We start from the raw sequence: 26,455 nt of genomic DNA on the forward strand, positions 1-26,455 counted from the left end.
GAAAGTGGCAATATGAATGATAGGACTATGCATATTTGTTCTTTTCCATTAAAATAGAAATAGTTTACATGTAATAGAGAAGGTTTAACTCACTGACAAAAGGGCAAATATATCGAAAAAGTGAACCAAAATTTCTGCTTGTTTGATCTCGCACTTCGTGGGGCGCAAAGCTTTATAACATCTAACTATTTACTATAGGGAAGAATGGCGATGAAAAGGTTTGGAAAGATTCACTTTGCTGGTAACTTCTATACGCTTTCCTTAAATGTGTTAAAACTTTATATTAAGGAAAAATGACATTCATATATCGAGGAGATTTACTACATGTTTTTATTAGACATCCAACTATCCGATTGGGAAATGATTTTTGATAGTGAAAACTTTGATGAGTACATAATGGAACTGTTGCAAAACTATGAGAGCTTAGGACCGCTTCCAGGTATTTTATTACCGTTTATTGAAGCATTTTTACCGTTTCTGCCTTTAGTTGTGTTTGTATTTGCTAATGCAGCTGCTTATGGGCTGCTGGAAGGGTTTATTTTATCTTGGGCAGGATCCGCACTTGGGGCGATACTCGTTTTTTTAATTATTCGCAAACTGGGTGATCGGAAGATTTTTATAGTGATCCGTAAAAATAAACAGGTGAGGAAAGTAACCGCGTGGCTGGAAAGGCATGGATTTGGGCCATTATTTTTATTAATGTGTTTTCCGTTTTCTCCATCATCTGTTATTAACGTCGTTTCTGGGTTGTCTAAAATCAGTACGCAACAATTCATATTAGCCGTGATCATGGGGAAATCCGTCATGATTTTCTCTATTGCCTATGTAGGTTCGAGCATTATGGAATTTGCAAAAAATCCAGTAAAAACCATTGTCATTGGTGGATGTATCGTCCTATTTTGGATGGTAGGAAAGTATATTGAAAAACGATTGCAGAAAAAAGCGCAGTTGCGTGAAGAATCAGACTCTCAGCAAGATTAAAATATCGCTTTCTAGGGTAAGCTATTAGTAGAAATTACTCTGGAGGAAGATAAGAATGAAAAATAAATATCGGAAAGTGGTCGCAGTTTTCTTGCTTGGGGCCATGATTATATTTGTCAGTCGATCGGCTTTGTTTGCTAGTTACGTCGTAGAAGGTGAATCCATGGAGCCCACTCTGGATGATGGTAATTTGCTGATGGTAAACAAATTTGTGTATGATTTAACCGAAGTCGATCGATTTGATGTTATCGTTTTTCGAGCCAATGAAAAAGAGGATTACGTAAAAAGGGTTATTGGGATCCCAGGAGATACCATTCAATATCAAAATGATAAATTATATATAAATGGGGACTATGTGGAAGAAGGTTTTTTGCAAGATTATGCTCAAGCTACGTTAAGTAACAAGCCGCAAACAGAAGACTTTACACTTAAAGAGATAACTGGCGAGGCTAAGGTTCCGGACGGAAAGCTATTTGTTATGGGAGATAATCGTGGCGAGAGTTTAGACAGCCGTTCATTTGGTTTTATTTCCCAAACGCAATTAGTAGGTAAAGTAGATGTAAAATATTGGCCTCTTTCACAGGCTAGTTTAAGTCTTGGCGGCTAAATCTTCGAAAACAAACTACACGTTTTTTTCAAAGATACATGATATACTAGTGCTATAAGAACAACGATTATATATTAGTACGGGCGGATGATTCCCAGTCTTAAAGAAAAAGAAAGGGTCCTCTGTCCGTTTTCTGTTTTACTATGTTTTAAGCAAGTTTGCCACATGGTTTGGAGCGGAAAATATTGGAATATAAAGTTCTATTGCGTCCACATAATCTTTGGAAGTAGAGGGCATAGTAGCGGATATTTTCATTACACGCTCAGTGGATATATTTACGAAAGGGGAAGTGAGTAATGGGGCTTCGCTTTATAACAGGTCGTGCTGGTACAGGGAAAAGCGGCCGAATATTTGATGAAATAAAGGAGAAATTATTAAATCGCCCACAAGGTTCAGCCATTTTTTATATCGTTCCAGATCAAATGACGTTTCAGCAGGAGTATAAGCTGTTTAAGGATCAAGCAATCCGCGGAAGTATACGTGCACAGGTGGTTAGCTTTTCTCGCTTGGCTTGGCGAGTCTTACAAGCAACAGGTGGTGGGAATAAGCAATTTATTAGTACTGTAGGGATGCAAATGATGCTGCGGAAGATCATGGAAGAAAAGCAAGGAGAGTGGCATGTTTTTCAACACGCTATGGAAAAACATGGATTTATTGACCAGCTGGAAACGATGATTACTGAATTTAAACGCTATGCAATTACGCCTGAATTATTGCATGCCAAAATAGAGCATATGAACAGCTACGTACATAAAGAGGCCGGGGAAGAGGGTCTGATTCATAAATTGGAAGACTTGCTGTATATTTATGAAAAGTTACTATTTTCATTGCAAGGAAAATATATGGACGGTGAAGATCAATTACAGTTGCTTGCAGAAAAGATCGCTCATTCTTCGTTACTTGAAGAAGCAGAAATCTATGTGGACGGTTTTTATCGTTTTACACCTACCGAATTAATGGTAGTAGAAGCGTTGATAAAAAAGTGTAAGCAAGTAACGATCGCGTTAACTGTGGATAAGCCAGAAGAAGAACCAGCATCAGAAGTGGATTTGTTTTACCAAACAAAGGAAACATACCATCTATTGAAGCAAATGGCTGCTTCGGTAGATGTAGCAATAGAAGAGACCATTGAACTAGATCCGAAATATGGACGCTTTCGGGAGCGTGCCTATTTTGCGCATTTGGAAAAATACTTTGATGAACGCCCGGCACCAGCTTACCATGGGCAAGTGCCTTTGCAAATTGCTGAGGCAGTCCATCCGCGGGCAGAGGTGGAGGGAGCAGCACAGCAAATTATTCATTTAGTAAAAGACAAAGGCTATCGTTATCAAGATATCGCCTTATTCATAAGGCAGCCAGACATGTATCATGATTTGATCGCAACGATTTTTCACGATTATGATATACCTGTATTTATTGACGAAAAACGGACGATGTTAAATCATCCTTTAATGGAATTTATCCGCTCTAGTTTGGATGTTGTGGAAGGCAATTGGCGTTATGACGCTGTTTTTCGGTTGTTAAAAACAGGCTTTATACCTAGTAGGGATAAGCAATATCCTTTAACTGCAGACGCCATAGATGAATTGGAAAATTATGTTTTGGAGTACGGTGTTCGTTCACGGACGAGTTGGTTTTCTGAAAAAGAGTGGGTTTTTCAGCGTTTCCGTGGGTTTGATCAAACGGCACAAACAGATATAGAGCGGGAAATGCAAATACGAATTAATCGTTATCGGGACCAAGTAACAGAAGCTTTCGAGTGGTTTGATAAAGAAATGAGAGAAGCTCAAACGGTAACAGATCGATGTACCTGCTTGTATCAGCTATTGGAAGAGCTGCAGGTCCCTGCAAGATTGGAGCAAATGCGAGCAGAATATGATGAGCAATTTGAGATTGAAAAGGGACGAGAACAGGAACAAGTGTGGGACGCGGTCATTCAATTATTGGATGAGATAGTGGAGATAGCAGGAGAAGAAGCCATGTCATTGACCGTATTTCGTAAAACACTGGAAGCAGGTCTAAACACATTGAAGTTTGCCCATGTTCCACCAAGTATAGATCATGTTATCGTAGGTTCCATTGACCGTTCAAGAATAAGCGATATTCGATGTGCTTTCTTACTAGGTGTAAATGAAGGCATGTGGCCAATGAAACCGCCAGCGGACGGATTGATAAATGAACAGGAACGGGATTTACTAGCTGGTCATGGTGTGCAGCTTGCCGAGACAAGTAAACGCCAGTTATTAGATGACTGGTTTTATATGTATGTGTCTTTTACAGTAGCAAGCGACCAGCTATGGATCAGCTATCCGTTAAGTGATGAGGAAGGAAACACGAAAATGCCGTCCCAGCTTATCAAACGGATGGAAAGTTTGTTTCCAAACTGTTGTGAACATTTATTGCTGCAAGAGCCAGATGAATTGCTAGAAGCGGACCGTTTTGTGACTACACCTAACAAAACAAGAGCTGCCTTAACAGCGCAGCTATCAAGGTATCGCAAGGGCTATCCGATAAAGCCAATCTGGTGGCATGTACTTAATTGGTATATCAAACATGAAGAAAAGTACGCTACGACATATCGTATTTTGCAAAGCTTATATTATCAAAATAAACCTAGTAACCTATCAAAAGAGACCGTAGAGCAGCTTTATCCAAAGCAAATAAAAGCAAGTGTTTCCAGATTAGAGACTTATTATCGCTGTTCCTATCAGCATTTTGCCAAGTACAGTCTAGGTTTGGAAGAAAGGCGCACATACAAACTGGATGCACCTGATATTGGTCAGTTGTTTCACGAAGCACTAAAAACTATTACGGAATGGGTTCAAAAAGGGGAAAAAGATTTTTCTCAACTGACGCAAGCGGATGCAAATTCGTATGCACATCAGGCAGTAACGAAGCTGTCTCCTATATTACAGCATCAAATCTTGCATAGTTCGAATCGGTATCAGTATATTCAACAGAAGTTAGAAGAAGTGATTGCAAGAGCGACTTATGTGCTAAGTGAACAAGCGAGAAAAAGTCACTTTTCTCCAGTAGGTCTAGAATTGGGATTTGGAAACAACCAAGATTTACCGCCATTAACCATTCCGTTAAGAAATGGCTTTGAATTAATGCTTCGCGGCCGGATCGACCGTGTTGATAAAGCAGTAAAAGATGATGATTTATTTTTACGAATTATTGATTATAAATCGAGTGCCAAAGAATTAAATCTGCTTGAAGTATACTATGGATTGGCTTTGCAAATGTTAGCTTATCTGGATGTAGTCATTACTTATTCGGAACAATGGCTAGGAGTGAAAGCAACACCAGCGGGAGTGCTGTACTTCCATGTACACAATCCGATGATAGCGGAAAAGGACAAGCTCGATGATGCGACGATTGAAAAAGAATTATTTAAAAAGTACAAGATGCAAGGTCTTTTGTTAGCAGATGAAGATATAGCTAAGCTAATGGATATAGCATTAGAATCTGGTACGAGCCAAATCATTCCAGCTGCCATCAAGAAAAATGGCGGATTTTACAGTTATTCGAGAATAGCAGATGAGCAGACGTTTAAGAGCTTGCAGCAGCATGTTCATCACTTGATGGTACAAGCAGGAATGGATATGACACATGGAGGAATACATTTAAATCCGTATTATTATAAACAGCAAGTTGCTTGTACGCATTGTCCATTTCAGTCGGTATGTCAATTTGATCCGACGATACCAACTAATAACTATCGAAAACTAACAGATATGAAACAGGATGAGATACTGAAACAGATTCGGCAGAAGGAGGAACCTACATGGTGAGCTGGACAAAAGAACAAGAAGAAGCAATTTATACAAAAGGATCTGATATTCTTGTCGCAGCTGCAGCGGGTTCAGGTAAAACAGCGGTTTTAGTAGAGCGGATTATTCAAAAACTATTAGACAAAGAGAATCCTGTAGATATTGATTCTTTACTTGTAGTGACTTTTACAAATGCAGCCGCACAGGAAATGCGTAATCGAGTTGGTGCAGCTTTAGAAAAAGCATTGGAGGAAAATCCTGCTTCGTTACATTTAAAAAAGCAGTTATCGTTATTACAACGGGCATCCATCTCGACACTACACGCATTTTGTTTAGATGTCGTCAAACAGTATGCTTATTTACTGGACGTGGATCCAGCATTTCGAATTGCTAATGATATAGAAGCAGAATTGATTAAACAAGAAGTTTTAGATGACTTATTTGAAGGATGGTATGGTGCAACGGGGACAGAACAGGAAGAATTTTTCCAAGTTGTTGATCGGTTTTCAAATGATCGAAGTGATGCTGACGTCGAGACGTTAATTTTACAATTATATGATTTTGCAGTGAAAAATCCATGGCCAGATCAGTGGCTGGATGGCTTAGCAGAAGCATATGATATACCGGAAAATATGGAAGAATCGGAATTAAGCTGGTTATCTATTTTAAAGCGTGAAGTAAGGGAACAATTACGTGCAATGGAGCAGGAAATACAACAAGCTATGGACATAACGAGAGAAAGTGATGGTCCATATCATTATGCGGAAACCATTGAGCAGGATCTCACTCTCGTTCAAGAAGCAAGACGGTATCTTAATGACTGGCAGCAATTACACGCTTGGATGGAAGCAAGTACGTTTGCAAAACTATCTGGTAAAAAAGCAGAAGTCAATGAGGAAAAGAAAAAACAAGTAAAAAAATTACGAGATAACTATAAAAAGCGTTGGACAAATATGAAGCGGGGTTGGTTTACTAGGAACTTAGCCAGTCATTTAGACGATATGCGTGAGATGGCTCCTGTTATGAAGCAATTAGCTTCACTTGTAAAAGCATTTAAGTCTAAATTTCAGGAAGAGAAAAAAGAACGTGCCCTTGTTGACTTTTCAGATTTAGAGCATCTTTGCCTACAAGTGTTGATGGAAGACGGAACGTTCCATGCACCAATACCATCAAAAGTAGCAACGAACTTCCAACGTCAATTTACCGAAATATTGATTGATGAGTACCAAGATACAAACCTTGTCCAAGAAACTATACTATCATTAATTAGTGATCAAATCGGTGCAGGAAATAGGTTTATGGTGGGAGATGTAAAGCAAAGTATTTATCGTTTTCGACATGCAGAGCCTTCCTTGTTTATTAAAAAGTACAATCGCTTCGCACAGTCTGAACATCTTGCTAAGCGAATAGATTTGTCACGTAATTTTAGAAGTAGATCGCAGGTTTTAACGGGAACCAATTATCTGTTTAGACAAATCATTGATGAGTCACTTGGAGAAATAAACTATGATGAAAATGCAGAGCTTATATATGGAAATAAAATATATGATGCGTTTCCACTTGCAGCTCCGAACCCAGAATTAATCATCATTGACCGAGAAACGGATGAAAAAACAGAAACAGCGCATGAGCGTTTCGTTGATTTAGAAAAAGCTGAACTAGAAGCGCGTATTTATGCTAGAAAAATAAAACAATGGATCGGTCAAGAAGATGGGAAACCATTACAAGTAGTAGATAAAAAAACACAACAACAACGCGATGTGCAATATCGCGATATTGTCATACTGTTGCGTTCGATGACCGATGCACCTGTGATTACGGATGAACTTAAAAAACAAGGAATTCCCGTATATGCAGAACTGTCAGCTGGTTATTTTGCAGCTATAGAAGTTAAAGTGATGATTAGCTTTTTGAAGGTAGTGGACAATCCAAGACAGGATATCCCCCTAGCAGCTGTTTTACGATCACCGATTGTCGGTTTAAGTGAAGAAGAATTGACAACCATTCGCCTAGCAAGGAAAAAACAAGTTTATTATGATGCATTAACTACTTATGCAAAAGAGAATACCGGTCCGTTATCCGATAAAATTGCCCTATTTTTAAACCAACTGCGACGCTATCGATCGGCTTCCAGACAAGGTGCTCTTTCCGAATTAATTTGGAAAATATATCGGGAAACGGCTTATTACGATTACGTTGGTGGTATGCCAGGAGGAAGACAGCGGCAAGCTAATCTTCGTGCGCTATATGATCGTGCCCGAACATATGAAATGACTTCATTTCGTGGCTTATTTCGCTTTCTTCGTTTTATTGAACGGATGGAAGAGCGAGGGGACGATTTAGGAGCCGCAAGAGCATTGAGTGAACAGGAAGATGTTGTCAGAATCATGACGATTCATAAAAGTAAGGGCTTGGAATTTCCTATCGTTCTGCTTGGTGGATTGGATAAGCAATTTAATTTAAGCGATTTAAACAAAAAATATTTATTGCATAAAGATTATGGTTTTGCCAGTAAGTATATTGACCCAGTTAAACGAATTTCCTACCCTACACTTTATTATCATGCATTAAAACAGGAAATGTTGCGAGATCAACTAGCGGAAGAAATGCGCGTATTATATGTCGCTTTAACACGAGCTAAGGAAAAGCTCGTCATGGTTGGAAACGTGGCATCTTTTGAAAAGAAACAAGAAAAATGGGAATCCATTCAAAACCATCCTGACTGGGTGTTGCCAACTTATAGTCGAATAGAAGCCAAGACATATCTAGACTGGGTAGCTCCTGCTTTGCTTCGTCACCATGCAAATGACGTGCTACGATTAGGAGAGATTGGTGAGCAAGTGGACCAAGAGATTCAACAGGATCCTTCGGGCTGGGATATACACATACTTCACGCTAGCGAGCTAGTTGAACAGGATGATCTGGAAGACCAAAAAGATGACCAGCTCTATCAGCATATTTCTGACTGGAGACCATTTACGCTCGCCAACGAACAGTTAGGAGAAGCGGTGCAACAACGATTGAATTATACCTATCCTTATATAGAAGCAGCTAAATCAAGAGCGAAACAAACGGTAACGGAATTAAAGCGACAGCAGGAGTTAAAAGATGAATATAGCAGTGACCAGCTGATCACTCCTTTTCAAAGACCGATTGTGAGACGCCCTGCTTTTATGCAAAAGGAAAAAAAGCTATCGGCTGCTGAAAAAGGTACAATCGTGCATAAGGCGATGCAGCATTTACCTTTAGACCGTATTTTAACCGCTGCGGAAATTGAGGAAGAACTGGAAAAAATGGTGGAGAAAGAAATTATCGGTAGAGAGGCAGTAGAGCAAATGGATCTTTCGGCGATCGAGCATTTCTATCAAACTCCGATTGCTCAAGCTATGATAATGGCACCGTATGTGCAGCGAGAAGTTCCATTTAGTTTAACGCTCCCAGCACCAGAAGTTTATCCTAACTGGCAAGATGACGAAGAACAAGTATTAATTCAAGGGGTAATTGATGCCATTTTCCCAAAAGAGGATGGATGGATTATCCTTGATTATAAAACGGATATGATACATGGAGAGTGGACAAAGGCGCAGGAGAAAAAGATGCTACAAAGATATCAAACACAAATGAAACTTTATCGGCACGCTGTGCAAACCATTTGGAAACAACCAGTATTAGAAACTTATCTGTATTTCTTTACGATACAGGAGCTTGTTCGGGTTCCATAGGTGCTCGCGCCTTGTATGTCTCAAGAATTGCATACCGTGTGCATATCATACTAAACAATTGTTGCTTGCGATATATGCATGAAATGTACAATAGATGACTCATTGTATGTCAACCGATGTTTGCCTCACTAAAAAATGAATGCGTGATTTCGGTATCGGTTTCCTATCAGTTGTGAATCAGTCTATACGTGCTGTAATCTCTTTGCTATCTATTTCTTCCTATTCGGTAATGGCTTTGCTTAGCAAATAATTGGTCACATCGACAAAGAGGGGGGAGCGGTTTATACGTAGATAATTTTCATGGCGATAAGGGATGAAACGCTGACACCGTTTGACTATAGCACGATAGGTGAAATGCCCTTCTATTTGATGGACGTAAAGGCGGAGTTTCGCTGCTTGCAGGAAGAGGGTAGCTCTATACAGTGATAACTTATCGTATACTTCTCAGTTGGTTGGTGCGATTCGAGAAATGATAATATGGCAAGGCATATATTCTTAGTTGTGCTGTTATGCCAAACAATTTTATTAAAAGATCCAACTTTGATAGGGATGGAATTTAAAATACGCTGATGTTTTACAAAAACGATAGGCCGTGGTATTACTTGTACACGGCCTTACTTTTAAGCATTTGCAGTTAAATTTTGATCGTTTATATCAGGATCAAATGGATTTGTTGAACTAACACCGTTATTGGTGCAGATGAAATCTCCTGTGTTCAATGAACCAGAACCAGCATTTGTTTTTGTAGACTCTTTTGGAGCTATATAAAAGGAATCCCCAAAATTTACGACTCCACCACCAACACTAACAATTTTAATTGGACCAACAATTGAGGGCATAGGAAACCACCTTTTACTAAGTTTCTGTTTCTATAGCGTATGAATTTTTGGGATATTAGTGCGCAACCATGCTGATAATCCATATTGTCCATTCACGAAGTGTCATTTGTTTCTTTCAATTTACGGAAATGCTTCACACGAGCTTCTGCATAGCCTCTAGTTAAGCTACCGATTTGTAATAATGACGAACTGCTAACACCGATTGTTGCGATGTTTGCTACACATATGTTTTGGTTATGATGCATCGTTGTTTTTCGGACCCCGATATTAGGGGTTGGCCAATTGGTATCACGCTGGAACAGTGGATAATCGAACGATTCTTCATCTTCTTGGGAAAAAGTAGGAACTTGTTTTTGGACAGCAAGCCCCTTAAATTTTAATGCAGCATGATTCGTATCTCCGATAGATAGAACACTACTATTTGAAACAGAGTTCGTAAACAGATTGTCGACGACGGCGGTTCGTTTATCCATAATTTCATCCCCTTTTTAAGTAAGTGCTAATGGAACAATATTTCCTATCGTAAATGCTTCAGGCGGTGTATCAAAAAAGGACGAAAGGAGAAATTCTTCATTATCCCCGATGAGAAGCACAGATGAAGAGGAGATGTTATCAACTTGGACGTTACCAATATTTAGTCCCCAATTATGAACTTCCATATACATATTTACTATCCTTTCTATCGTTGTGTATCCATATACTTTCGTAAAGACTGATCAATTTCATTTTTTATTTTATCTGCTATATATGCATGGAGCTCTTCCTTTGTTCGTAGGTTTTTTTGGTTATGGGCTTCTTTTTCATAAAAGGCAATTCGTCCTGGGAGTTGCTTGATCATATCTTGAATTAGAATGGAAGGGTATCCGTCATCTACACCTACGTTATATTCTGATGCTAATTGGCGGATCATGGCAGGCCCATTTTGGTGCAAATAATCGTTTAATTCTGCTTGAATGGTTTGTTTTAAAGGTGGTTGATAGTTAGGAGGCTTAACTTGCCCAATAGAGCAGTCTTCTTCTAAGTTAGCGAGATCCTGTGGAGACAATCCGATATGAAGTGTACCGTCTAATTGTTCAATTTTTAGTTGGTCAAAATGATATTCCACCTTTTCAATTCGATTTGACTTTGTGTTTTGCAGTTTTTCCTCCAGTTCATTCACCCGTGATAGTAACTGCTGGATTAATGCTTGCTGCTGTCTCATATATTCATGAATATCGTACATATATGCGGACCAATTTGAATGGTTCATCGAAATCCTCCTTTGCCATATATAGACGAATGCCTATGTTTACTATATGCAGGAAGGAAAAAAATGTGCTTTTTTAAGGAGCTAAAGGGACAAGAGGAACAGCTTCACCTGTCAACTCAGCTGTTTGTACAGGCTCTGTGTATCCACCAGTGTTATAAATATCAGACTGAGATTGTACGCTTCCTGTAGTGCCAATTTGTAAAACCGATGAATTTGTAATCGCCCCAACTTTAATCATATAAATACTTATGGTCTGATGAACCGTTATAGGCATCTTAACCCCTCCCGTACACTATTTAGTTATTTGACATATCCACCTGATCCGAATCGTTTATATAAGTTTTAGCATTACCCAAATTTACACGAATCCCGTCTCCGGTATTAAATGATCCCCCACCAGCGTATGTTTTAGCAGTACTGTTTGGAGACATAGAATACACATCGCCAATATTAAAAATACTGGAAGATGAAATATTAACGACTTTGACTGCCCCCACTTTTGCTGGCATTTTAATACCCCCTTTAATTAGCAACCTATGATACTGTGGATTCTTATATATGATACTAAGGTGCAAAATGGACAAAAACAGCATCTTGTGTCTAACTGTTTAATTGACAGGATGTTTGAATACAAAGGTATTGTCATATGAGGCTGGAAAAATTTTTTATCCCGTATATAAAGTGCTGTAAGCCTCCCGCTTTAAGAGTTGGATATCTGTATTGCAACGAATCTAAGTGGGAGATAACAGCGCACCTAAATACCCAATTTTGTAAGAGGCCTTTAGGTCAACCCTTGGGCTACTAACAAGCCGTGGGGAATGAATGAAACCCCCAACCGATTGAAGATACTTTATTCTACGTATTTTTTCAAAGCTCCCTCATCCGTCTTTAAAGTTAATCGATATGTGCTTCTCCTAATATGATGTGGTGATTTCGCTTTTTTTCATTTTCGAGTAGAAAACAATCCTTGTTTGCAGTTTCCCTTATATTATGTTTATGTGAAAGAAGGATTTTGTTGAAGGATTGAACAGGAAGGATTATTTTTTGGCGGATCAGTTGGTAATATATGCATAAAAAGCTTGTGAAAGGCTGTTGCTTCACTTATATTTAATACATAAGCAATATTGACATGGCTTTTACCTCTGTTCAATTATGCTAGTTTCTCTAAGGAAAGGAATGTGTTTATGAGTCAACAAGCTTCACCAGTGCAAGAAAAAGATAGGCTTCATTGGATAGATGCGGCAAGGGGATTTGCCATTTTTGGCATACTAATTGTTAATATACTTTCATTCAGTTCTCCGTACTTTCACTATGGTGGGGAGAACACAGTTTGGAATACAGCCGTTGATGAAACAACACTCGCTGTCATTGATATCGTTTTCCAAGCCAGTTTTTATAGTTTATTTTCCTTTTTATTCGGGTTTGGCTTACAATTAATGAATGATCGCCTGCAGTTGAGAAATATTGAGGTTGTTCCACTTCTTACTCGTAGATTGCTGTTTTTATTATTATTTGGTGTCATTCATGCATTTGGAATATGGTATGGAGATATTTTAATCACCTATGCATTAGTTGGTTTGCTTGCATTGTTGTACTTAAAAGTGAAAGATCGTACATTAATTTATTGGGCCATCGGCTTGTTAGGTGGGTTCGTAGGATTTTTCACATTTATATCGTATCTGTTAAGTGGGGTAACGGATATGCATGAACAGGAGCCATTAGTGCCTGTGCAGTCAATCATTGCAAACTATCAAAGTAAATCTATCCTTGCTATTTGGTCACAAAATGCGCAAGATTGGATGTTCGGAAATGGCTTGGGCCTCTTTATCCTCCCGTTTATGCTATTACCGTTATTCTTAATTGGTATGTATGTTGGAAGGAAGCGTTGGCTTCATAAACCAGCAGAACATCAGCCAGTTTTAAAACAATTATGGTGGGTTTCACTTATTTTGTTTCTTTTATTTAAATTAGGTCCATATGGATTTGGAAATCCATTATGGTTTGAGCTTGCACAGGACGGCATTGGCGGATTGTTTTCAGCACTATTTTATATTTGTTCGATTACACTACTAGCGCAAACAGAAACAGGCGCAAAAATGATACGTCCATTTATCTTTGTAGGAAGAATGGCATTTACGAACTATATTATGCAGTCCATTATATGTGTTTTCTTGTTTTACGGCATCGGACTCGGTTGGTATGGGCATATTACTCCATTACAAGGAGTAGGAATAGCAATTATTATTTATGGTTTACAAATGGTGTATAGTAGCTGGTGGCTGCGAAAATACCGCTATGGACCGTTAGAGTGGTTATGGAGAAGCCTTACTTATAAACAAAAGCAACGTATGCGGAAAGAGACCGCATAAAAAAAGCAGCTTGGCATGTATCCAAGCTGCTTTTTTTATGGCGTTAAAACTTCTTTAATATGTGAAATTGCCCAAGCTAGATCTTCTTTTTCAATAATTAATGGAGGAGCAAAACGAATGACGTTTTCGTGCGTCTCTTTACATAGGAGGCCTTTTTCCTTTAAAGCTTCACAATACGGACGAGCTGGTTCGGTAAGCTCAACACCGATAAACAATCCTTTCCCCCGTACTTCTTTAATCTTTGGATTCATAATTGTCTTTAACTCATTCATCATATACGTCCCTAATTCCAATGACCGTTCTGTTAAATTTTCCTCTTCTAGCACTTCTAATGCAGCGATGGACACAGCACATGCTAACGGATTGCCTCCAAAGGTGGAGCCATGGGAGCCGGGATTAAAAACACCAAGAATATCTTTGTTGGCTACTACACATGAGATCGGAAATACTCCACCACCTAGAGCTTTTCCGAGAATTTGCATGTCAGGTGTTACATTTTCCCAATTACAAGCAAACATCTTTCCTGTACGGGCAAGACCAGACTGGATTTCATCAGCAATATAAAGCACATTGTTTTCCTTACAAATCTGATAAGCTTCTTGTAAAAAGCCATCCGGTGGAATCACAATACCTGCTTCTCCTTGAATTGGTTCAAATAGAAATCCAGCAGTATTTTCATTAATCGCAGCTTTTAGTGCATCGGTATCTCCGTAAGGGATAATTTTGATACCAGGCAACATTGGACCGAAGCCACGCTTATATTCGGCTTCCGAGGATAACGAGACAGCGGTCATTGTTCGACCATGAAAATTACCTTCACAAGCGATAATTTCCGCTTTATTTTCGGCTACTCCTTTGACATCATAAGCCCAGCGTCTCGCAGCTTTAATAGCTGTTTCCACCGCTTCTGCACCCGTATTCATCGGGAGAACCATTTCTTTATTGGTTAGCTTGCAAATTTTTTCAAACCAAGGACCAAGCTGATCATTATGAAAAGCTCTGGATGTTAATGTTAAACGGTCAGCCTGCTCTTTAAGCGCATTAATTATTTTGGGGTGGCGATGTCCCTGGTTTACTGCTGAGTATGCACTTAGCATGTCCATATAGCGGTTTCCTTCAGGATCTTCTACCCAAACCCCTTCCGCTTTTGAAATAACGACAGGGAGTGGATGATAATTTTTCGCACCGTATTCCTGTGTTTGGTCAATAATTTGTTGACTTGTTAGTCCCATACGATCCCTCCGAATTTTAAAAATAGTCTACAAACATAGTATACCAGTTTTTATAGCCACTGCCAGCTAGAAAACGGTTTTGATCTGATAAATGTGAAAACTAATGCAAGAAAGTTTGCTATGAAGAAAAGTTATATAGTATTTGATGGAGAACAGCCGAAGTTCAGAACCAATTCGCCGAAGTTTACAACGAGGTTGCTCGAAGTTTACAATTCATTCGCCGAAGTTCACAATTTTGTATTGTATTACCAATCGTCTTTCACGGAGGGGTATCAAACAAGCTTTTATCGGGTTTTTAAAAAAATGGCAACTTCGATAGTAAAAGATAGGCCAGGTATGCCAGTATCTTTATCTCCGAAAACGCTTTACCCCGTATGTAACTAAAAAGTATATAAAAAATCAAATAAAAGCAGCTATGATAGCAGATGAACTTAATAATTAGAATCAACATAAGCTTGCGAAACTACGCATTTAAGGCGTTAATAGTAACATGTACTTATAAGGATGAGCCAAGCGGCCGTTAAACGGGTGGTTATAACTGTCTGTTTTTTTCATGTTACGAGACAAAAATAAGAGGAAAATGTAGGATCTATCCCGCAAGCTTGTTCATCTGATCAACGATGAGGAGAAGGAAAACCGCATTGATAAAGGACTTGACTTATACATTTTTAAACTACCAAATAGATGTAAACGAAGGTATATCTAATAAGAATAGTTAAAGTGTTAAAAATGAAATATTACTAGGATCATGATATGATAGCAATAGTTGAATTGGAAATAGGAGGTAGATTGTTTCATGAATACACATTTGCATATAACTGCATGGGCGTTAGGCTTTATTTTGTTTGCGATCGCTTATGTTATGTACAAGAAAGGAAATACGAAAGCAGGTAAAATCATACATATGATTTTGCGCTTGGATTATTTGCTTATCTTATATTCTGGTGGCGAATTAATTACTCCTTATTTTAATGGAGGGGATTTATTGCCAGAGGCAATTGTTAAAGGGGTTGCTGGTATTTGGATGATTGTAATTATGGAAATGCTACTTGTTCGTTTACCAAAACAGAAGCCATTAAAAGCATTATGGATTCAATTTATTATTGCTGTCATCCTCCTCCTCGTATTAGGATTTGTACGCTTACCTATGGGTGTCTAGCTGATTTATACATGTTTTAAAAGCGTTTAAAATTGCTAGAAAGGTTGTCCTTATAAAAGGGGGGACAACCTTTTTTGTTCTTGTATAGGAAACTATAAAATTAGGTGCTTATGGATAATGAAATAACCGAATAGTCACGTCCAGCGCATGAGCCCAGCAACGATGCGACTTTAGAAATGCGCCCTACGATAAGGCCTCATCGGTTCGTCGCAAAGAGGAAGGCCGACTAAAAACGGGCTTGCCGCTCAGGCGTCGGCATACCCCTGTTTTTAGTGGCATGATTCCTTTATCTTTAGTTGATTCGTTCCATTCGCTACGATTGCTAAACGGGCGCCCCGCGCCTTTGTTCGTTTCATTTGATGAAAATTTGGGCTAGCAACCCATTATTCCATGTCTAAAAAAATGTAGTATCATGCAGTAATAATTTCGATGTGATAAGGTTATTGCAATGCTCTTTTAAGTCTATTTAACCCGCGTGTAACTGGCAGTGAGACCATTGTCTTTCCATCCTACGAGGTGAACCCGAGTAAGGATAAGTGGAGAGTCCAAATGCAGAGTCAAATATTCGATGCAAATGATATTTGGGATCAAGCCCCCAATACTTGACATTCCACTTTATTCCGTATATAAGATGCTGTAAGACTCCCGCTTCAGGAGTTAAATAATCTGTACTGCAACAAGCATAAGTGGGAGATAGCAGCACCTAAATATCCTATTTCGTAAGAGGCCTTTAGGTCATACCATTATGGTATTAACAATCCGTTGGGAATGAATGAAAACCCCACTGATTGAAGATTTACTTTATTTTCTTTTTGAGCAGCAGGTAGACATTACAATGCATCCAGCAAGTGAAGGTTTTTTAACAATCTGTTTTTAAGGCTTGACTATTGATGAAAACACTTAATAATAGGACAAGAGGAAATATAGATGGATGGGGGAATGAACGCATGAAAAACATAATCGCACTAATGCTAGTTAGTTTTGGATTATTTGCTTGTGTACCAACATTTGCACAAGCGGAAGACAAAGGAATTCAAGAAGAAGTTTTTTACCGTATCCTTGTAGATCGCTATAGTAATGCAAATGCTCAGATCGATAAACAAATCGATTTGGATAATCCAATGACTTACCATGGTGGTGATTTGGAAGGGATTACAGAAAGGTTAGATACGTTTGAAGAAGTTGGGTATACTGCGATCGTACTCTCCCCAATTATGGAAAATGCACCAGATGGTTATCATGGTTATTGGATAGAAGATTTTTACAACGTGGAAGAGCAATATGGAGATATGGAAAGCTTGAAAAAACTTATTGATGAAGCCCATCAAAGAGATATAAAGGTAGTATTAGAGCTTGTTACAAACTATGTTGCCAAGAGCCATCCAATTGTTAAGGACAAATCAAAGCAATCTTGGATTGAAGCAAATGATGTAGACACAGCTTGGGGGAAAAATGTCATTAAGCTGAACCAAGAGAATGAAGAGGTACAGGATTACTTAGTCGATGTAGCAATGTATTGGATGGATGAAACCAATATTGATGGTTTTCAATTACATGCAGCAGACCAATCATCGCAAACATTTTTAAATCTCCTTACGAGTAAGATAAAAGAAAAGGATGAAAATTTTTATTTGCTAGCAGACGTATTAGACACAAATTCCGATGTAACGTCATTACAGGAGAATGATCATATCGATGCAGTTGATAATCATCAAGCACAACAAGCTATGAGTAGCGTTTTTTCTAAACCAGGAGTTTCACCGGAAAAAATTTATGAAGAAACAATGGATGTTAATGCATTAAGCATGTTATTTATGGATGATGAATCGGTGGAACGATTTACCCAAACCTTAGCGGAGAATGGCAGAAATCCACTGACAGCATGGTCGTTAGCTTTAACATATTTGTATTCTATGCCAGACGTTCCGGTTGTATATCAAGGTACGGAACTTCCCATGTATGGTAAAACGTTAGAAGAAGTACAGCGGATGGTAGAATTTAACAGTGGCGGAAAAGAAATAAAGGAATTCTTTAACCGGATATCTTCTTTACGCAATCAGTTTCCTGCTTTGCGTCGAGGAAGCTATGAATTAGTTGGTACGGATGGAGCAATGATCTTGTTTAAACGAACTTACAACGAGGAAACGATGTATATTGCCATTAATAATGATGTAAAAACACGCTCTGTTACGATTACAGACTTGGAAAAAGGGAAAGAACTGCGAGGGTATTTAGGTGACCATACGTTTCGAGCAAATGATAAAGGAGAATATCGAATTGGATTAGATCGTGAGACCGCTGAAGTATTTTCTGTAAAAGAAGATACAGGCTTTAACTGGTGGTTTATTGGTTTTATCGTTGGTGTATTTCTATTATTTATTATCGCAGTAGTGGTATTATCGAGAAAGCAAAAGGCAAATAATAGATAATAATATCATTTTCAATCTGCTAAAATGAGGGGCATAAACAAATAAGCTATAGCCAACATATGGGCTATAGCTTCATAAAATATAAAAATAAATAATTCGTAATACATTATGAAATATATGTTATAACTAATGAAAAAGTGCTTATTCTTCTTGAACAGGCTGTTGGAAATTAGTATTATTTAAAAAGAAAAGTGCAATAGTTCCTGGTCCTGAATGGGAGCCAATAGCCGATCCAACCATATCGATAATAACTTCTTTAACATGAAATTTTTCCTTAATCATCGAAGCAAGTTGTTCAGCTCTTTCAGCATCATCCCCGTGAGAGATCGCAATGGTTTGATTGGATAAGTCGTCTCCACGTTCTTCCATAATTTCCAACATGCGATGGAACAGTTTTTTTGAACCGCGGATTTTTTCCAATGGGATCAACTTCCCATCTTCTACATGAAGAATGGGCTTGATTTTAAGAAGGGAACCAACAAATGCTGCTGTCCTACTTACACGTCCGCCTCGATAAAGATATTCTAGATCATCTACGGTAAAAATATGCTCCATATTTAATGCACAAGCGCGACTAGAGTTAATAATTGTTTCTAAGTCTGCTCCTTGTTTTGCAAGTTTAGCTGCGTGGAGAACTACAAGTCCGCAACCTAAAGAAGCACATTTCGTATCGATTACATGAATAGGTGCTTCGGGATAAATTTCCTTCACTTCTTGCTCGATCATTTTTGCTGTTTGATATGTACCTGATAATTGTGAAGAAAAAGCAAGATAAACTAAAGGTTGATTAGCCTCAGCATAGGAAGTAAATATAGCTTTAAAGTGTCGAGGCGAAGCTTGCGACGTTTTTGGGGTTTTCCCATTCCGCATAGCGTGATAAACTGTTTTAGGATCAATTGACTTTCCGTCTTCATAATCTTTATCATCAAGATGGACGGTTAATGGTGCCATTTCTATATCAAATTCGTTATAATAGTCCATTGATAAATCACAAGCGGAATCTGCAAGTATTTTTATATTCATTGTTTCACCTACATTTCATTAAGTAATCTTTCTTTTAGTTTATAATTGTTCACGTAGATAGTCAAAAAAAAGGAATGTTTAATTTTGATAATATTCTTGCAAGTGTGATAAAAGTGGTATGCAGAATGCTTTTATAAGCTGATACTCAAAATAACTAATTGATAGAAATAAGCTTAAGAATTGAGATAAATGATTGGAGAGAAAATTATTGGCAAATATTTGATGTTTTGAACAAATGCAAATATAGTATTTATCTGGAGTGTAAGATAAACTGTTCATCTTATTAGAGAGAACGAACTTAAAAATTTGCTACTTGGTTACGTATAGGTTTAGAAGTTGATATTCACAAGCGAGCTTCTGTTCTCACTACAATTTTTCTGCTAACCAAACTTAATCTATGACCAGAGAAGGAGGCAGTTATGTTCATATTTGAAGCAAAACGTATTGCAGTAGTTATCTTTGGGGCATTGCTGAATGCGATATCTTTAAACTTTTTCTTAATTGGAGCAAATGTCTATGCGAGTGGTTTTACAGGTGCTGCCCAATTAGTATCCAGTGTCTTTAATGATTTTATTGGCATAGGGGTTAGTACAGGCATCTTATTAGCTTTATTTAATATCCCTGTTGCTATATTAGGCTGGTTTAAGGTCGGAAAAGGGTTTACAGTGTATAGTGTTATTTCTGTATTATGCACAACGCTTTTTTTAGAATTTATTCCTATGATTGAAATATCGGAAGACATTATTTTAAATGCTGTTTTTGGTGGGGTTATCGGCGGAACTGGGATTGGTATCACCCTTAAGGTCGGTGCATCTACTGGTGGAATGGACATTGTTGCTATGGTCCTTTCAAGAATGAAGGACAAGCCAATAGGTACGTACTTTTTAATGTTAAACGCTGTTATTATAGCATTTGCTGGGATACTTTATGAACCAGAAAATGCATTATATACATTGCTAACATTATATGTAACTACACGTGTTATCGATGCTATTCATACACGTCATGAGAAGGTTACAGCTATGATTATTACCCGAAAAGCAGATGAGCTTCAAGCTGCTATCCACAAAAAAATGGTACGTGGAATTACAATTCTGCCTGCCAAAGGGGCTTATACGAAAACAGATAAGGACATGCTGTATTTAGTTATCACACGTTATGAATTATTTGATTTAGAACGGATTATTAACGAGGTAGACCCTCATGCATTTACAAATATTGTCCAAACGACAGGTATTTTTGGATTTTTCCGCAGAGATTAAAGAAAAGAAGGGGAAGGGACCATGTGGAAGAAAAGTTTTATTTTCATACTTACAGCAGGGCTATTAATTGGCTGTAGTGGGGAGGAAGCTAAGGAGGCTTCGACACGAGAAGAGGATTCATCAGTAAGAGAACAACAGACGAGTGCCGTTAGCTTTCGCAATGTAGATATGGAAGTAATAGATGGAATTGTGATTTTACAAGGAGAAGCAATGGCAACAGATACAAATGTTTATTATAGGCTGGATCATGGAGGAGAACCGCTAAATAAAGAGGCAAAATTATCTCTCAAGGAAAATGCAAGCAGGTGGAAGGCGTTCACTTTAGAAGTTGCTTTGCCAAAGCAAACACTGACTGCGGAGGAACCTCCTGTTCTCGCTCTATATGGAAAGACTGATAAAGATGAACCAATTAATACGAATTACTTTCCGGTGGATGTTGAGAACAAATAATCAATGTGCGGGTTTATTTTTGATCTGCTATAGGACATTTACTGGATAAAGGTGAAACTTTAACAGTCGGGCTTTTCTTTTTTGATTGTTAGTACCTAGGGATATAACCTAAGAGTGTCTAACAGTATTTGAATTGCAGTTGAAATGTTTAATCTCCTTCACATTCTACTGGGTATCTCCTTACAAGATTGAAGGGCAAGTTTTATTGCCAGTTGCACGCAAGAGATAAAATATTTTTATCCCCTATATAAGTTGCTGTAAGACTCAGGAGTTAGATGATTTGTACTGCAACAAGTCTAAGTGGGAGATAACAGCACCTAAATGCACGGTTTCGTTCAGAGGCTTTAGTCATCCCATTACGGTACTAACAATCAGTAGGGGATGAATGAAAACCCCACTGTTTGAGAATTCACTTTATATTATGGGAAAAGGCCAGCTATAATGATTTGCTGGCCTGCTTTTATACTCTGTGGATTAGTGCTTAAAACCCATGTTTTTCAATAACTTCTGTAACCCTTGGAATTAGATGATCCCACTCGGTATCAAATTGCTTGTTCACGGTAATAAAGTTTTGATAGCCGAAAACATTGTCTACACCTTCTACTTTCATCAGATCATTTAAAATTGCGTATTCGCTCGTATCACCAGGCATTACGGATATACTGTTCGTACCTTCGAAAATTATTTTATCCGTTGTAAATTTCATAGCATTCGGATTTGGGGTGGCTTCAGCTCGAATTCCCATACGTCATCCCTCCTACATCATCATACTTAATTTCAATATTAGCAGATATAAGTAGGATTAAAAAGTATTTTGTCGTTTCGTATACTTAATTGAAAAAAGATAAAATAGGTTATGGTGCTCTTTGTGAAGATAACGAAGCAATAGAGATAAAGGTTTCATCTTGTCAGGGCGGGGCAGAAGGGGTAATTTTCTTAAAAAGTAATTGGTTTAAATTTACAGAAAGCCCCTATCAACGGATAGGGGCTTTCTATTGTCTTTAAAAACCAGATACAGCATGATGGATGCAGAGGTTACTGTATTTGATTTTGTTGCCTTAATTGATTCTCCAATTGCTGTAATTGCTGCTTTTCTTCAGGAGTCGCGTCCTGATAAGCAGCTTGGATCGCATTTTGTGCTGCCTGCTTGTCTTGGGCATTAGAAGCACTATTTTGCTGATTCATAAAATTCATTACAGCGTTTCTTGCTTGTTGAAACAAATTGTTATTGTTATTATTGTTTTCCAACCTAGAACCCTCCTACTGTATGGTTAGCGGCATCTTCTTGCTTTCTTTGTGCCTCAGAGAATCTGCTTCGGTATGGGAAGCGTTCATCATGCTTTTTTACAGCATCTACACTTTGTTGGGTAAAACGCTTTGATTTGCTTGCTTTACTCACGATGTTTCCTCCTTCGTGCATAGGGATATGCACATTATCTCGAAAAATCATGATCCAAGACATAGCTTTGTCTAGCGTTCATAGATGGCCATCAAAAGGGTACAGCTACACTCGGGAAGTAAAAAGGTGAGCACATTCATTGCGCTCACCATTAGTATGGTCTTATTCGAAGTATGTTATAGATGGGAATAACTGGATATTAATGCGCGATTTCATCAAGCTTTAAATAGGTTTGAAGGAAATTCGCAATCCCATCTGCTTCATTGGAATCTGTAACATATTTACTCACTGCCTTTAGTTCATCAATAGCATTGTCCATCGCAACACCAACTCCAGCATAGTCGATCATCTCAAGATCATTGTCTTCATCTCCAAAAGCAATGATTCGCTCTTGTGGAATGTGAAAATAATGGGCAATTTTCTGTAAACCTACTGCTTTATTCATTCCCTTTCGGACAATTTCAATGATATTCCAAGGAGCACCCCATTTTCGGTGTTCAATGAGATCAGCATGGAAATCATCGAGATGTTGTCGTAAAGTAGAAATATGTTCATCATCTGGGTGGATCAGAATGGAAGTAGGGTCTTCCGTTAATTTATTTCTAAGGCTCCCTATTGTGAAAGGAGGGTCATTTGCCGTCATATGAAATATATCGATAATCGCTTGGTCATATTGATCTAAATACACTTCATCCATAACCTCAGCTAATATATTGCGAACATTAAGGTCATAACAGGCTCCAATAATTTTATGAGCTGTTCGGATCGGCATCGGGCTATGTAATGCGTCCCATTTTTTATCTCTTGGGTGGTGAATTAAAGCACCATTAAAGTTGACCATTGGAGTAGTCAAACCTAAATTTTCATAATATCCAATACTGGCGCGATGTGGTCTCCCAGTAGCAATTACAACAATATGTCCTTCTGCCATTGCTTTTAAAACAACTTGTTTCGTTTTGGGGCTGATTTCTTTTTTATCCGTTAACAGTGTCCCATCAAGATCTAAAGCTATTAAATGTCTGTTTGTTTGCATATTTTCAATCACCTCATCTGTTCATAGTTTATAGTTGATACGTCTGGATGTAAAGCAAAACTTGTTCTAACATCTTAATGGGTAATAACAAGCTTGGTTATAGGAATGGATTTTGTTATGTATTTTAGATGGGAAATTGCTTATCAAGCTGATTTATGAGCGTAGAAGTTTTACCAACGTAGGACATTTAAACCTTAAAATAAAAAATCGCTAGATGTAACTGCAGCATAGCTTAAAAAGTTGATAGCTATTCTATTGGATAGTAGAATGAAAAGCATACAATACGTACATAAGGGGACTGTAGCATGATAGGAGTTTATGAAGCAGAAATCAAGACCATTCCAAGCTTAATCGTAGTTGATACAAAAAAAGAAGGAATTGCTTTACCCGTAATTACCTATTTTCACGGTTTTACAAGTGCAAAGGAGCATAATTTACCGTTAGCCTACTTGCTTGCACAACAAGGGTATCGCGTTATTTTGCCCGATAGTAAATATCATGGTGCCAGAGAAAATGGGATTTCGGTTAATAAAAGGCAGTTGTCCTTTTGGGATATTGTAATGCAAAATGTTATTGAATTGCAATATGTAAAAGATTATGTGGATGAATCTGGGTTATTATTAGATGATCGTTTTGGTGTAGCTGGGACGAGTATGGGTGGAATAACTACCTCTGCTGCAATGACACAATATGACTGGATTAAAGCAGCAGCGATATTAATGGGTACACCTAAAATTACAACATTTGCTAAAGCTATTTTGGACGAATTTAAAAAAATTGGCGATCTCCCTCTCAAGCAAGAAGTAATATCAGATTTATTGGACCAACTAACTAACTATGATTTGTCAAAGCAACCAGAAAAACTAAACCAGCGTCCATTGCTTTTTTGGCATGGAGAAGAGGATGAAATTGTACCATTCCATCATGCTTATTCTTTTTATGAGCAAGTCGCTCCAAGCTATTCCAACCCAGATGATATTGTTTTTATAAGAGAAGCTAATCGCGGACATAAAGTAGGAAGGTATGCTACATTGGAGACAGTGAAGTGGTTTGCAAGTCATTTATAACGGATGGTAATCAATGTAGAGGAGATTTTTGTCCCAGCTACGTGTTAATAGAGAAACTAAAAATGTATTCATCACTGATTGCTTTTACTAGTCTGTTTGCCGCTAGCCAAACTTTTTGGCGTATATGCTGAATATAACATTTTAGCTAAAGAAGAGAGGAACTCGACGTAATAAAAATGTGAAGCGACAAGTAAAGTACAGCTAAGCAAACGCTGTAAGCATGTTTACTTGTAACAAGCCAAATTCTCTTTAATTCTAATCAAAAATATGTTTAAATAGTAGTAACTAAGTTGGAGGAGGAAAAGTGTATGGATGAAGCTCTAAAAGAAAACCTATGGGGCGCATTAGAGAATGTTATTGACCCTGAATTAGGCATTGATATCGTCAATTTAGGTTTAATATATGATGTAGAATTAGATGAAGAAGGTCTATGCAAAGTTACCATGACACTTACTGCTATGGGCTGTCCACTTGCTGGACATATCGAGCAGGATGTTAAGCATGTATTGTCAGATATTCCAGAGGTTAAAGAGACAGAAGTTAACATTGTTTGGAATCCCCCGTGGGGAAAGGAAAGAATGTCACGTTACGCAAAAATTGCGTTAGGCATTCCAGATTAAGTATACCGAAAAGATTACTGCTCGTTTCAATGAATAACCTTTTTTAGCTTTTGGCATAACGCAATCAGTAAACGTAAATGAAAAAGCAGCTGTCCTAACTAGACGGCTGCTTTTTCATTGTCTATGAAATAATACAACTGTGGATAACTTTTTAAAAAGTAGCTTGCACATCCACTATAGGCACTCAAGTTGTAGCAAACTTCGAGCTTTTTCCCTCCGATAAGTGACCACGGCTCTATTACCGATATTTTTCAACTCGTTAGAAGCTGACCAGTTTGCGCGTCACAAACCGATAAGTTTTCGCATTTTTTTGCTGTTTTTTATTTATCTGTTTTAAACATGCACTATAAAAAATAGATGATCGCCAGTATTCCGACTATAAAACAATAAAAACTAAAATACTTCAAATTTCCTTTCGCCATAATATTGGCAAACCATTTAAGTGCGAAGTAAGAAGCAATGATGGATGCTAAAAACGCAATGGCATAAGGAATTAATAGTGCGCTAAATTTATCATCATTTACGATATCACTAACTCCTAAAATAGTAACTCCAAGGCTAACTGGAATATAAAGTAAAAATGAAAAACGGAACGCTGTTTCTCGCTTCATACCGACAAGCATTGCAGCAACAATGGTTGCACCAGAACGGCTAATACCAGGAATTAAAGAAACAGCCTGGGCTGCACCGACAATAAGGGCATCTTTAATCGTTAAGTCACCATCGTTTTTCTTCCCGTGAAGATTACGAATCACCCATAGAGCTGCCCCAGTAATCAGCAGTGTATAACCAACGATGATAGGTTTACTTAGTTGTTCACTAATATAATCCTCTAATAAAAAACCTAAGACCCCAGTAGGGATTGTCGCTATAATCAAGAATAAAATAAACTGGAAGTCAGCTGTTGCTTCAGAGTCTCTATCTCTTTGGAAAATATAGCGTAGCCCATTTCTTGTCAGACGAATTAAATCTTTACGAAAAATGACTAAAACTGCAATTAGTGAGCCGAAATTTACTAGAATTTCAAATGACAATCCAGCCAATTCGACTTGAAGATTCAGTATATCTCGAAGCATAACTAAATGGCCACTTGATGAGATAGGAATTGGTTCCGTGAACCCTTGAAATAAACCAAGTAGTAAATATTTTAAAATGATGCTCAGATCAGCTATTGCATCCATGAAAAAATCCTCTCCCTACGTTTGTTCTATTGTTAGTTTAATGTCGAATGGAAAATACAG

At 38.0% G+C, this 26,455-nt stretch carries 25 protein-coding genes; 12 read left to right on the forward strand and 13 right to left on the reverse strand.

Annotated elements, in window-relative coordinates:
* The first annotated feature begins 324 nt into the window (after positions 1 to 324).
* The 4 genes from KBP50_RS04965 to addA all read left to right on the forward strand — a co-directional run bounded on the left by KBP50_RS04965 (position 325) and on the right by addA (position 9,083).
* A complete protein-coding gene (locus KBP50_RS04965) occupies positions 325 to 981 on the forward strand; it encodes a TVP38/TMEM64 family protein (RefSeq protein ID WP_050350275.1) in 657 nt (218 codons plus the stop codon).
* 55 nt (positions 982 to 1,036) lie between these two features.
* Positions 1,037 to 1,588: a signal peptidase I gene (lepB, locus tag KBP50_RS04970; RefSeq protein ID WP_050350276.1), complete on the forward strand. Its 552-nt coding sequence runs from the start codon at positions 1,037 to 1,039 to the stop codon at positions 1,586 to 1,588.
* Between the two features lie 296 nt (positions 1,589 to 1,884).
* Positions 1,885 to 5,382: a helicase-exonuclease AddAB subunit AddB gene (gene addB / locus KBP50_RS04975; RefSeq protein WP_050350277.1), complete on the forward strand. Its 3,498-nt coding sequence runs from the start codon at positions 1,885 to 1,887 to the stop codon at positions 5,380 to 5,382.
* Positions 5,376 to 9,083 carry a helicase-exonuclease AddAB subunit AddA gene (gene addA, locus KBP50_RS04980; protein ID WP_050350278.1) on the forward strand — a complete coding sequence of 1,236 codons (3,708 nt, stop codon included), beginning with the start codon at positions 5,376 to 5,378 and terminating at the stop codon, positions 9,081 to 9,083. The genes addB and addA overlap by 7 nt, the downstream gene beginning before the upstream one ends.
* 620 nt (positions 9,084 to 9,703) lie before the next feature.
* Here addA and KBP50_RS04985 read toward each other — a convergent pair.
* The 6 genes from KBP50_RS04985 to KBP50_RS05010 form a co-directional block, all read right to left on the reverse strand.
* Positions 9,704 to 9,922 (reverse strand): spore germination protein, encoded by a 219-nt coding sequence (locus tag KBP50_RS04985; RefSeq protein ID WP_050350279.1) that lies wholly within the window; start codon positions 9,920 to 9,922, stop codon positions 9,704 to 9,706.
* Between the two features lie 92 nt (positions 9,923 to 10,014).
* The gene (locus KBP50_RS04990; protein WP_050350280.1) at positions 10,015 to 10,395 is read right to left on the reverse strand and encodes a spore germination protein GerPE; all 381 of its coding nucleotides are present in this window, start codon (positions 10,393 to 10,395) and stop codon (positions 10,015 to 10,017) included.
* A 15-nt stretch (positions 10,396 to 10,410) separates the two neighbouring features.
* On the reverse strand, positions 10,411 to 10,587 hold the full coding sequence (locus KBP50_RS04995) for a hypothetical protein (RefSeq protein WP_050350281.1): 177 nt from the start codon (positions 10,585 to 10,587) through the stop codon (positions 10,411 to 10,413).
* 14 nt (positions 10,588 to 10,601) lie between these two features.
* A complete protein-coding gene (gene gerPC / locus KBP50_RS05000; protein WP_050350282.1) occupies positions 10,602 to 11,171 on the reverse strand; it encodes a spore germination protein GerPC in 570 nt (189 codons plus the stop codon).
* A gap of 73 nt (positions 11,172 to 11,244) precedes the next feature.
* Positions 11,245 to 11,445 (reverse strand): spore germination protein GerPB, encoded by a 201-nt coding sequence (locus KBP50_RS05005; RefSeq protein ID WP_050350283.1) that lies wholly within the window; start codon positions 11,443 to 11,445, stop codon positions 11,245 to 11,247.
* A gap of 22 nt (positions 11,446 to 11,467) precedes the next feature.
* Complete coding sequence (locus KBP50_RS05010; RefSeq protein ID WP_050350284.1) at positions 11,468 to 11,680, reverse strand: spore germination protein; 213 nt, start codon at positions 11,678 to 11,680, stop codon at positions 11,468 to 11,470.
* Positions 11,681 to 12,355: 675 nt separating this feature from the next.
* On the opposite strand from KBP50_RS05010, the gene KBP50_RS05015 reads away from it, so the two are divergent.
* Positions 12,356 to 13,540, forward strand: coding sequence for a DUF418 domain-containing protein (locus KBP50_RS05015; RefSeq protein ID WP_050350285.1), 1,185 nt, complete (start codon positions 12,356 to 12,358; stop codon positions 13,538 to 13,540).
* 35 nt (positions 13,541 to 13,575) lie between these two features.
* On the opposite strand, the gene KBP50_RS05020 is transcribed toward KBP50_RS05015, so the two are convergent.
* Complete coding sequence (locus tag KBP50_RS05020) at positions 13,576 to 14,772, reverse strand: ornithine--oxo-acid transaminase (protein WP_050350286.1); 1,197 nt, start codon at positions 14,770 to 14,772, stop codon at positions 13,576 to 13,578.
* 796 nt (positions 14,773 to 15,568) lie between these two features.
* Here KBP50_RS05020 and KBP50_RS05025 point away from each other — a divergent pair.
* Together KBP50_RS05025 and KBP50_RS05030 are read left to right on the forward strand one after the other, a co-directional pair.
* Entirely contained in the window at positions 15,569 to 15,931 is a 363-nt protein-coding gene (locus tag KBP50_RS05025) for a YisL family protein (RefSeq protein WP_050350287.1), read from the forward strand.
* A 947-nt stretch (positions 15,932 to 16,878) separates the two neighbouring features.
* Positions 16,879 to 18,360, forward strand: coding sequence for an alpha-amylase family glycosyl hydrolase (locus tag KBP50_RS05030; protein WP_050350288.1), 1,482 nt, complete (start codon positions 16,879 to 16,881; stop codon positions 18,358 to 18,360).
* A 141-nt stretch (positions 18,361 to 18,501) separates the two neighbouring features.
* On the opposite strand, the gene KBP50_RS05035 is transcribed toward KBP50_RS05030, so the two are convergent.
* A complete protein-coding gene (locus KBP50_RS05035) occupies positions 18,502 to 19,383 on the reverse strand; it encodes a DegV family protein (RefSeq protein WP_050350289.1) in 882 nt (293 codons plus the stop codon).
* Positions 19,384 to 19,802: 419 nt separating this feature from the next.
* Here KBP50_RS05035 and KBP50_RS05040 point away from each other — a divergent pair, with 419 nt between their 5' ends.
* Complete coding sequence (locus tag KBP50_RS05040) at positions 19,803 to 20,645, forward strand: YitT family protein (RefSeq protein WP_050350290.1); 843 nt, start codon at positions 19,803 to 19,805, stop codon at positions 20,643 to 20,645.
* A 21-nt stretch (positions 20,646 to 20,666) separates the two neighbouring features.
* The gene (locus KBP50_RS05045; RefSeq protein ID WP_050350291.1) at positions 20,667 to 21,095 is read left to right on the forward strand and encodes a hypothetical protein; all 429 of its coding nucleotides are present in this window, start codon (positions 20,667 to 20,669) and stop codon (positions 21,093 to 21,095) included.
* Positions 21,096 to 21,576: 481 nt separating this feature from the next.
* Here the strand turns inward: KBP50_RS05045 and KBP50_RS05050 are convergent, their stop codons facing one another.
* Complete coding sequence (locus KBP50_RS05050; protein WP_050350292.1) at positions 21,577 to 21,840, reverse strand: NifU N-terminal domain-containing protein; 264 nt, start codon at positions 21,838 to 21,840, stop codon at positions 21,577 to 21,579.
* Between the two features lie 89 nt (positions 21,841 to 21,929).
* Here KBP50_RS05050 and KBP50_RS05055 point away from each other — a divergent pair, with 89 nt between their 5' ends.
* The gene (locus tag KBP50_RS05055) at positions 21,930 to 22,100 is read left to right on the forward strand and encodes a hypothetical protein (RefSeq protein WP_156875270.1); all 171 of its coding nucleotides are present in this window, start codon (positions 21,930 to 21,932) and stop codon (positions 22,098 to 22,100) included.
* Between the two features lie 30 nt (positions 22,101 to 22,130).
* Here KBP50_RS05055 and KBP50_RS05060 read toward each other — a convergent pair whose 3' ends face one another.
* The 3 genes from KBP50_RS05060 to KBP50_RS05070 all read right to left on the reverse strand — a co-directional run bounded on the left by KBP50_RS05060 (position 22,131) and on the right by KBP50_RS05070 (position 23,527).
* Entirely contained in the window at positions 22,131 to 22,343 is a 213-nt protein-coding gene (locus tag KBP50_RS05060; RefSeq protein ID WP_050350293.1) for a DUF3813 family protein, read from the reverse strand.
* 1 nt (position 22,344) lies between these two features.
* Positions 22,345 to 22,494, reverse strand: coding sequence for a hypothetical protein (locus KBP50_RS05065; protein ID WP_169770785.1), 150 nt, complete (start codon positions 22,492 to 22,494; stop codon positions 22,345 to 22,347).
* 199 nt (positions 22,495 to 22,693) lie between these two features.
* On the reverse strand, positions 22,694 to 23,527 hold the full coding sequence (locus KBP50_RS05070; RefSeq protein WP_050350294.1) for a Cof-type HAD-IIB family hydrolase: 834 nt from the start codon (positions 23,525 to 23,527) through the stop codon (positions 22,694 to 22,696).
* 305 nt (positions 23,528 to 23,832) lie between these two features.
* On the opposite strand from KBP50_RS05070, the gene KBP50_RS05075 reads away from it, so the two are divergent.
* Both KBP50_RS05075 and KBP50_RS05080 read left to right on the forward strand, forming a co-directional pair.
* Positions 23,833 to 24,594, forward strand: coding sequence for a prolyl oligopeptidase family serine peptidase (locus KBP50_RS05075; RefSeq protein WP_050350295.1), 762 nt, complete (start codon positions 23,833 to 23,835; stop codon positions 24,592 to 24,594).
* 308 nt (positions 24,595 to 24,902) lie between these two features.
* Positions 24,903 to 25,214 carry a metal-sulfur cluster assembly factor gene (locus KBP50_RS05080; RefSeq protein ID WP_050350296.1) on the forward strand — a complete coding sequence of 104 codons (312 nt, stop codon included), beginning with the start codon at positions 24,903 to 24,905 and terminating at the stop codon, positions 25,212 to 25,214.
* Positions 25,215 to 25,558: 344 nt separating this feature from the next.
* Here the strand turns inward: KBP50_RS05080 and KBP50_RS05085 are convergent, their stop codons facing one another.
* Positions 25,559 to 26,386, reverse strand: coding sequence for an undecaprenyl-diphosphate phosphatase (locus KBP50_RS05085; RefSeq protein WP_373314159.1), 828 nt, complete (start codon positions 26,384 to 26,386; stop codon positions 25,559 to 25,561).
* Positions 26,387 to 26,455: the final 69 nt, after the last annotated feature.

It is taken from the genome of Virgibacillus pantothenticus (genome assembly GCF_018075365.1).
Taxonomy (GTDB): domain Bacteria; phylum Bacillota; class Bacilli; order Bacillales; family Amphibacillaceae; genus Virgibacillus; species Virgibacillus pantothenticus.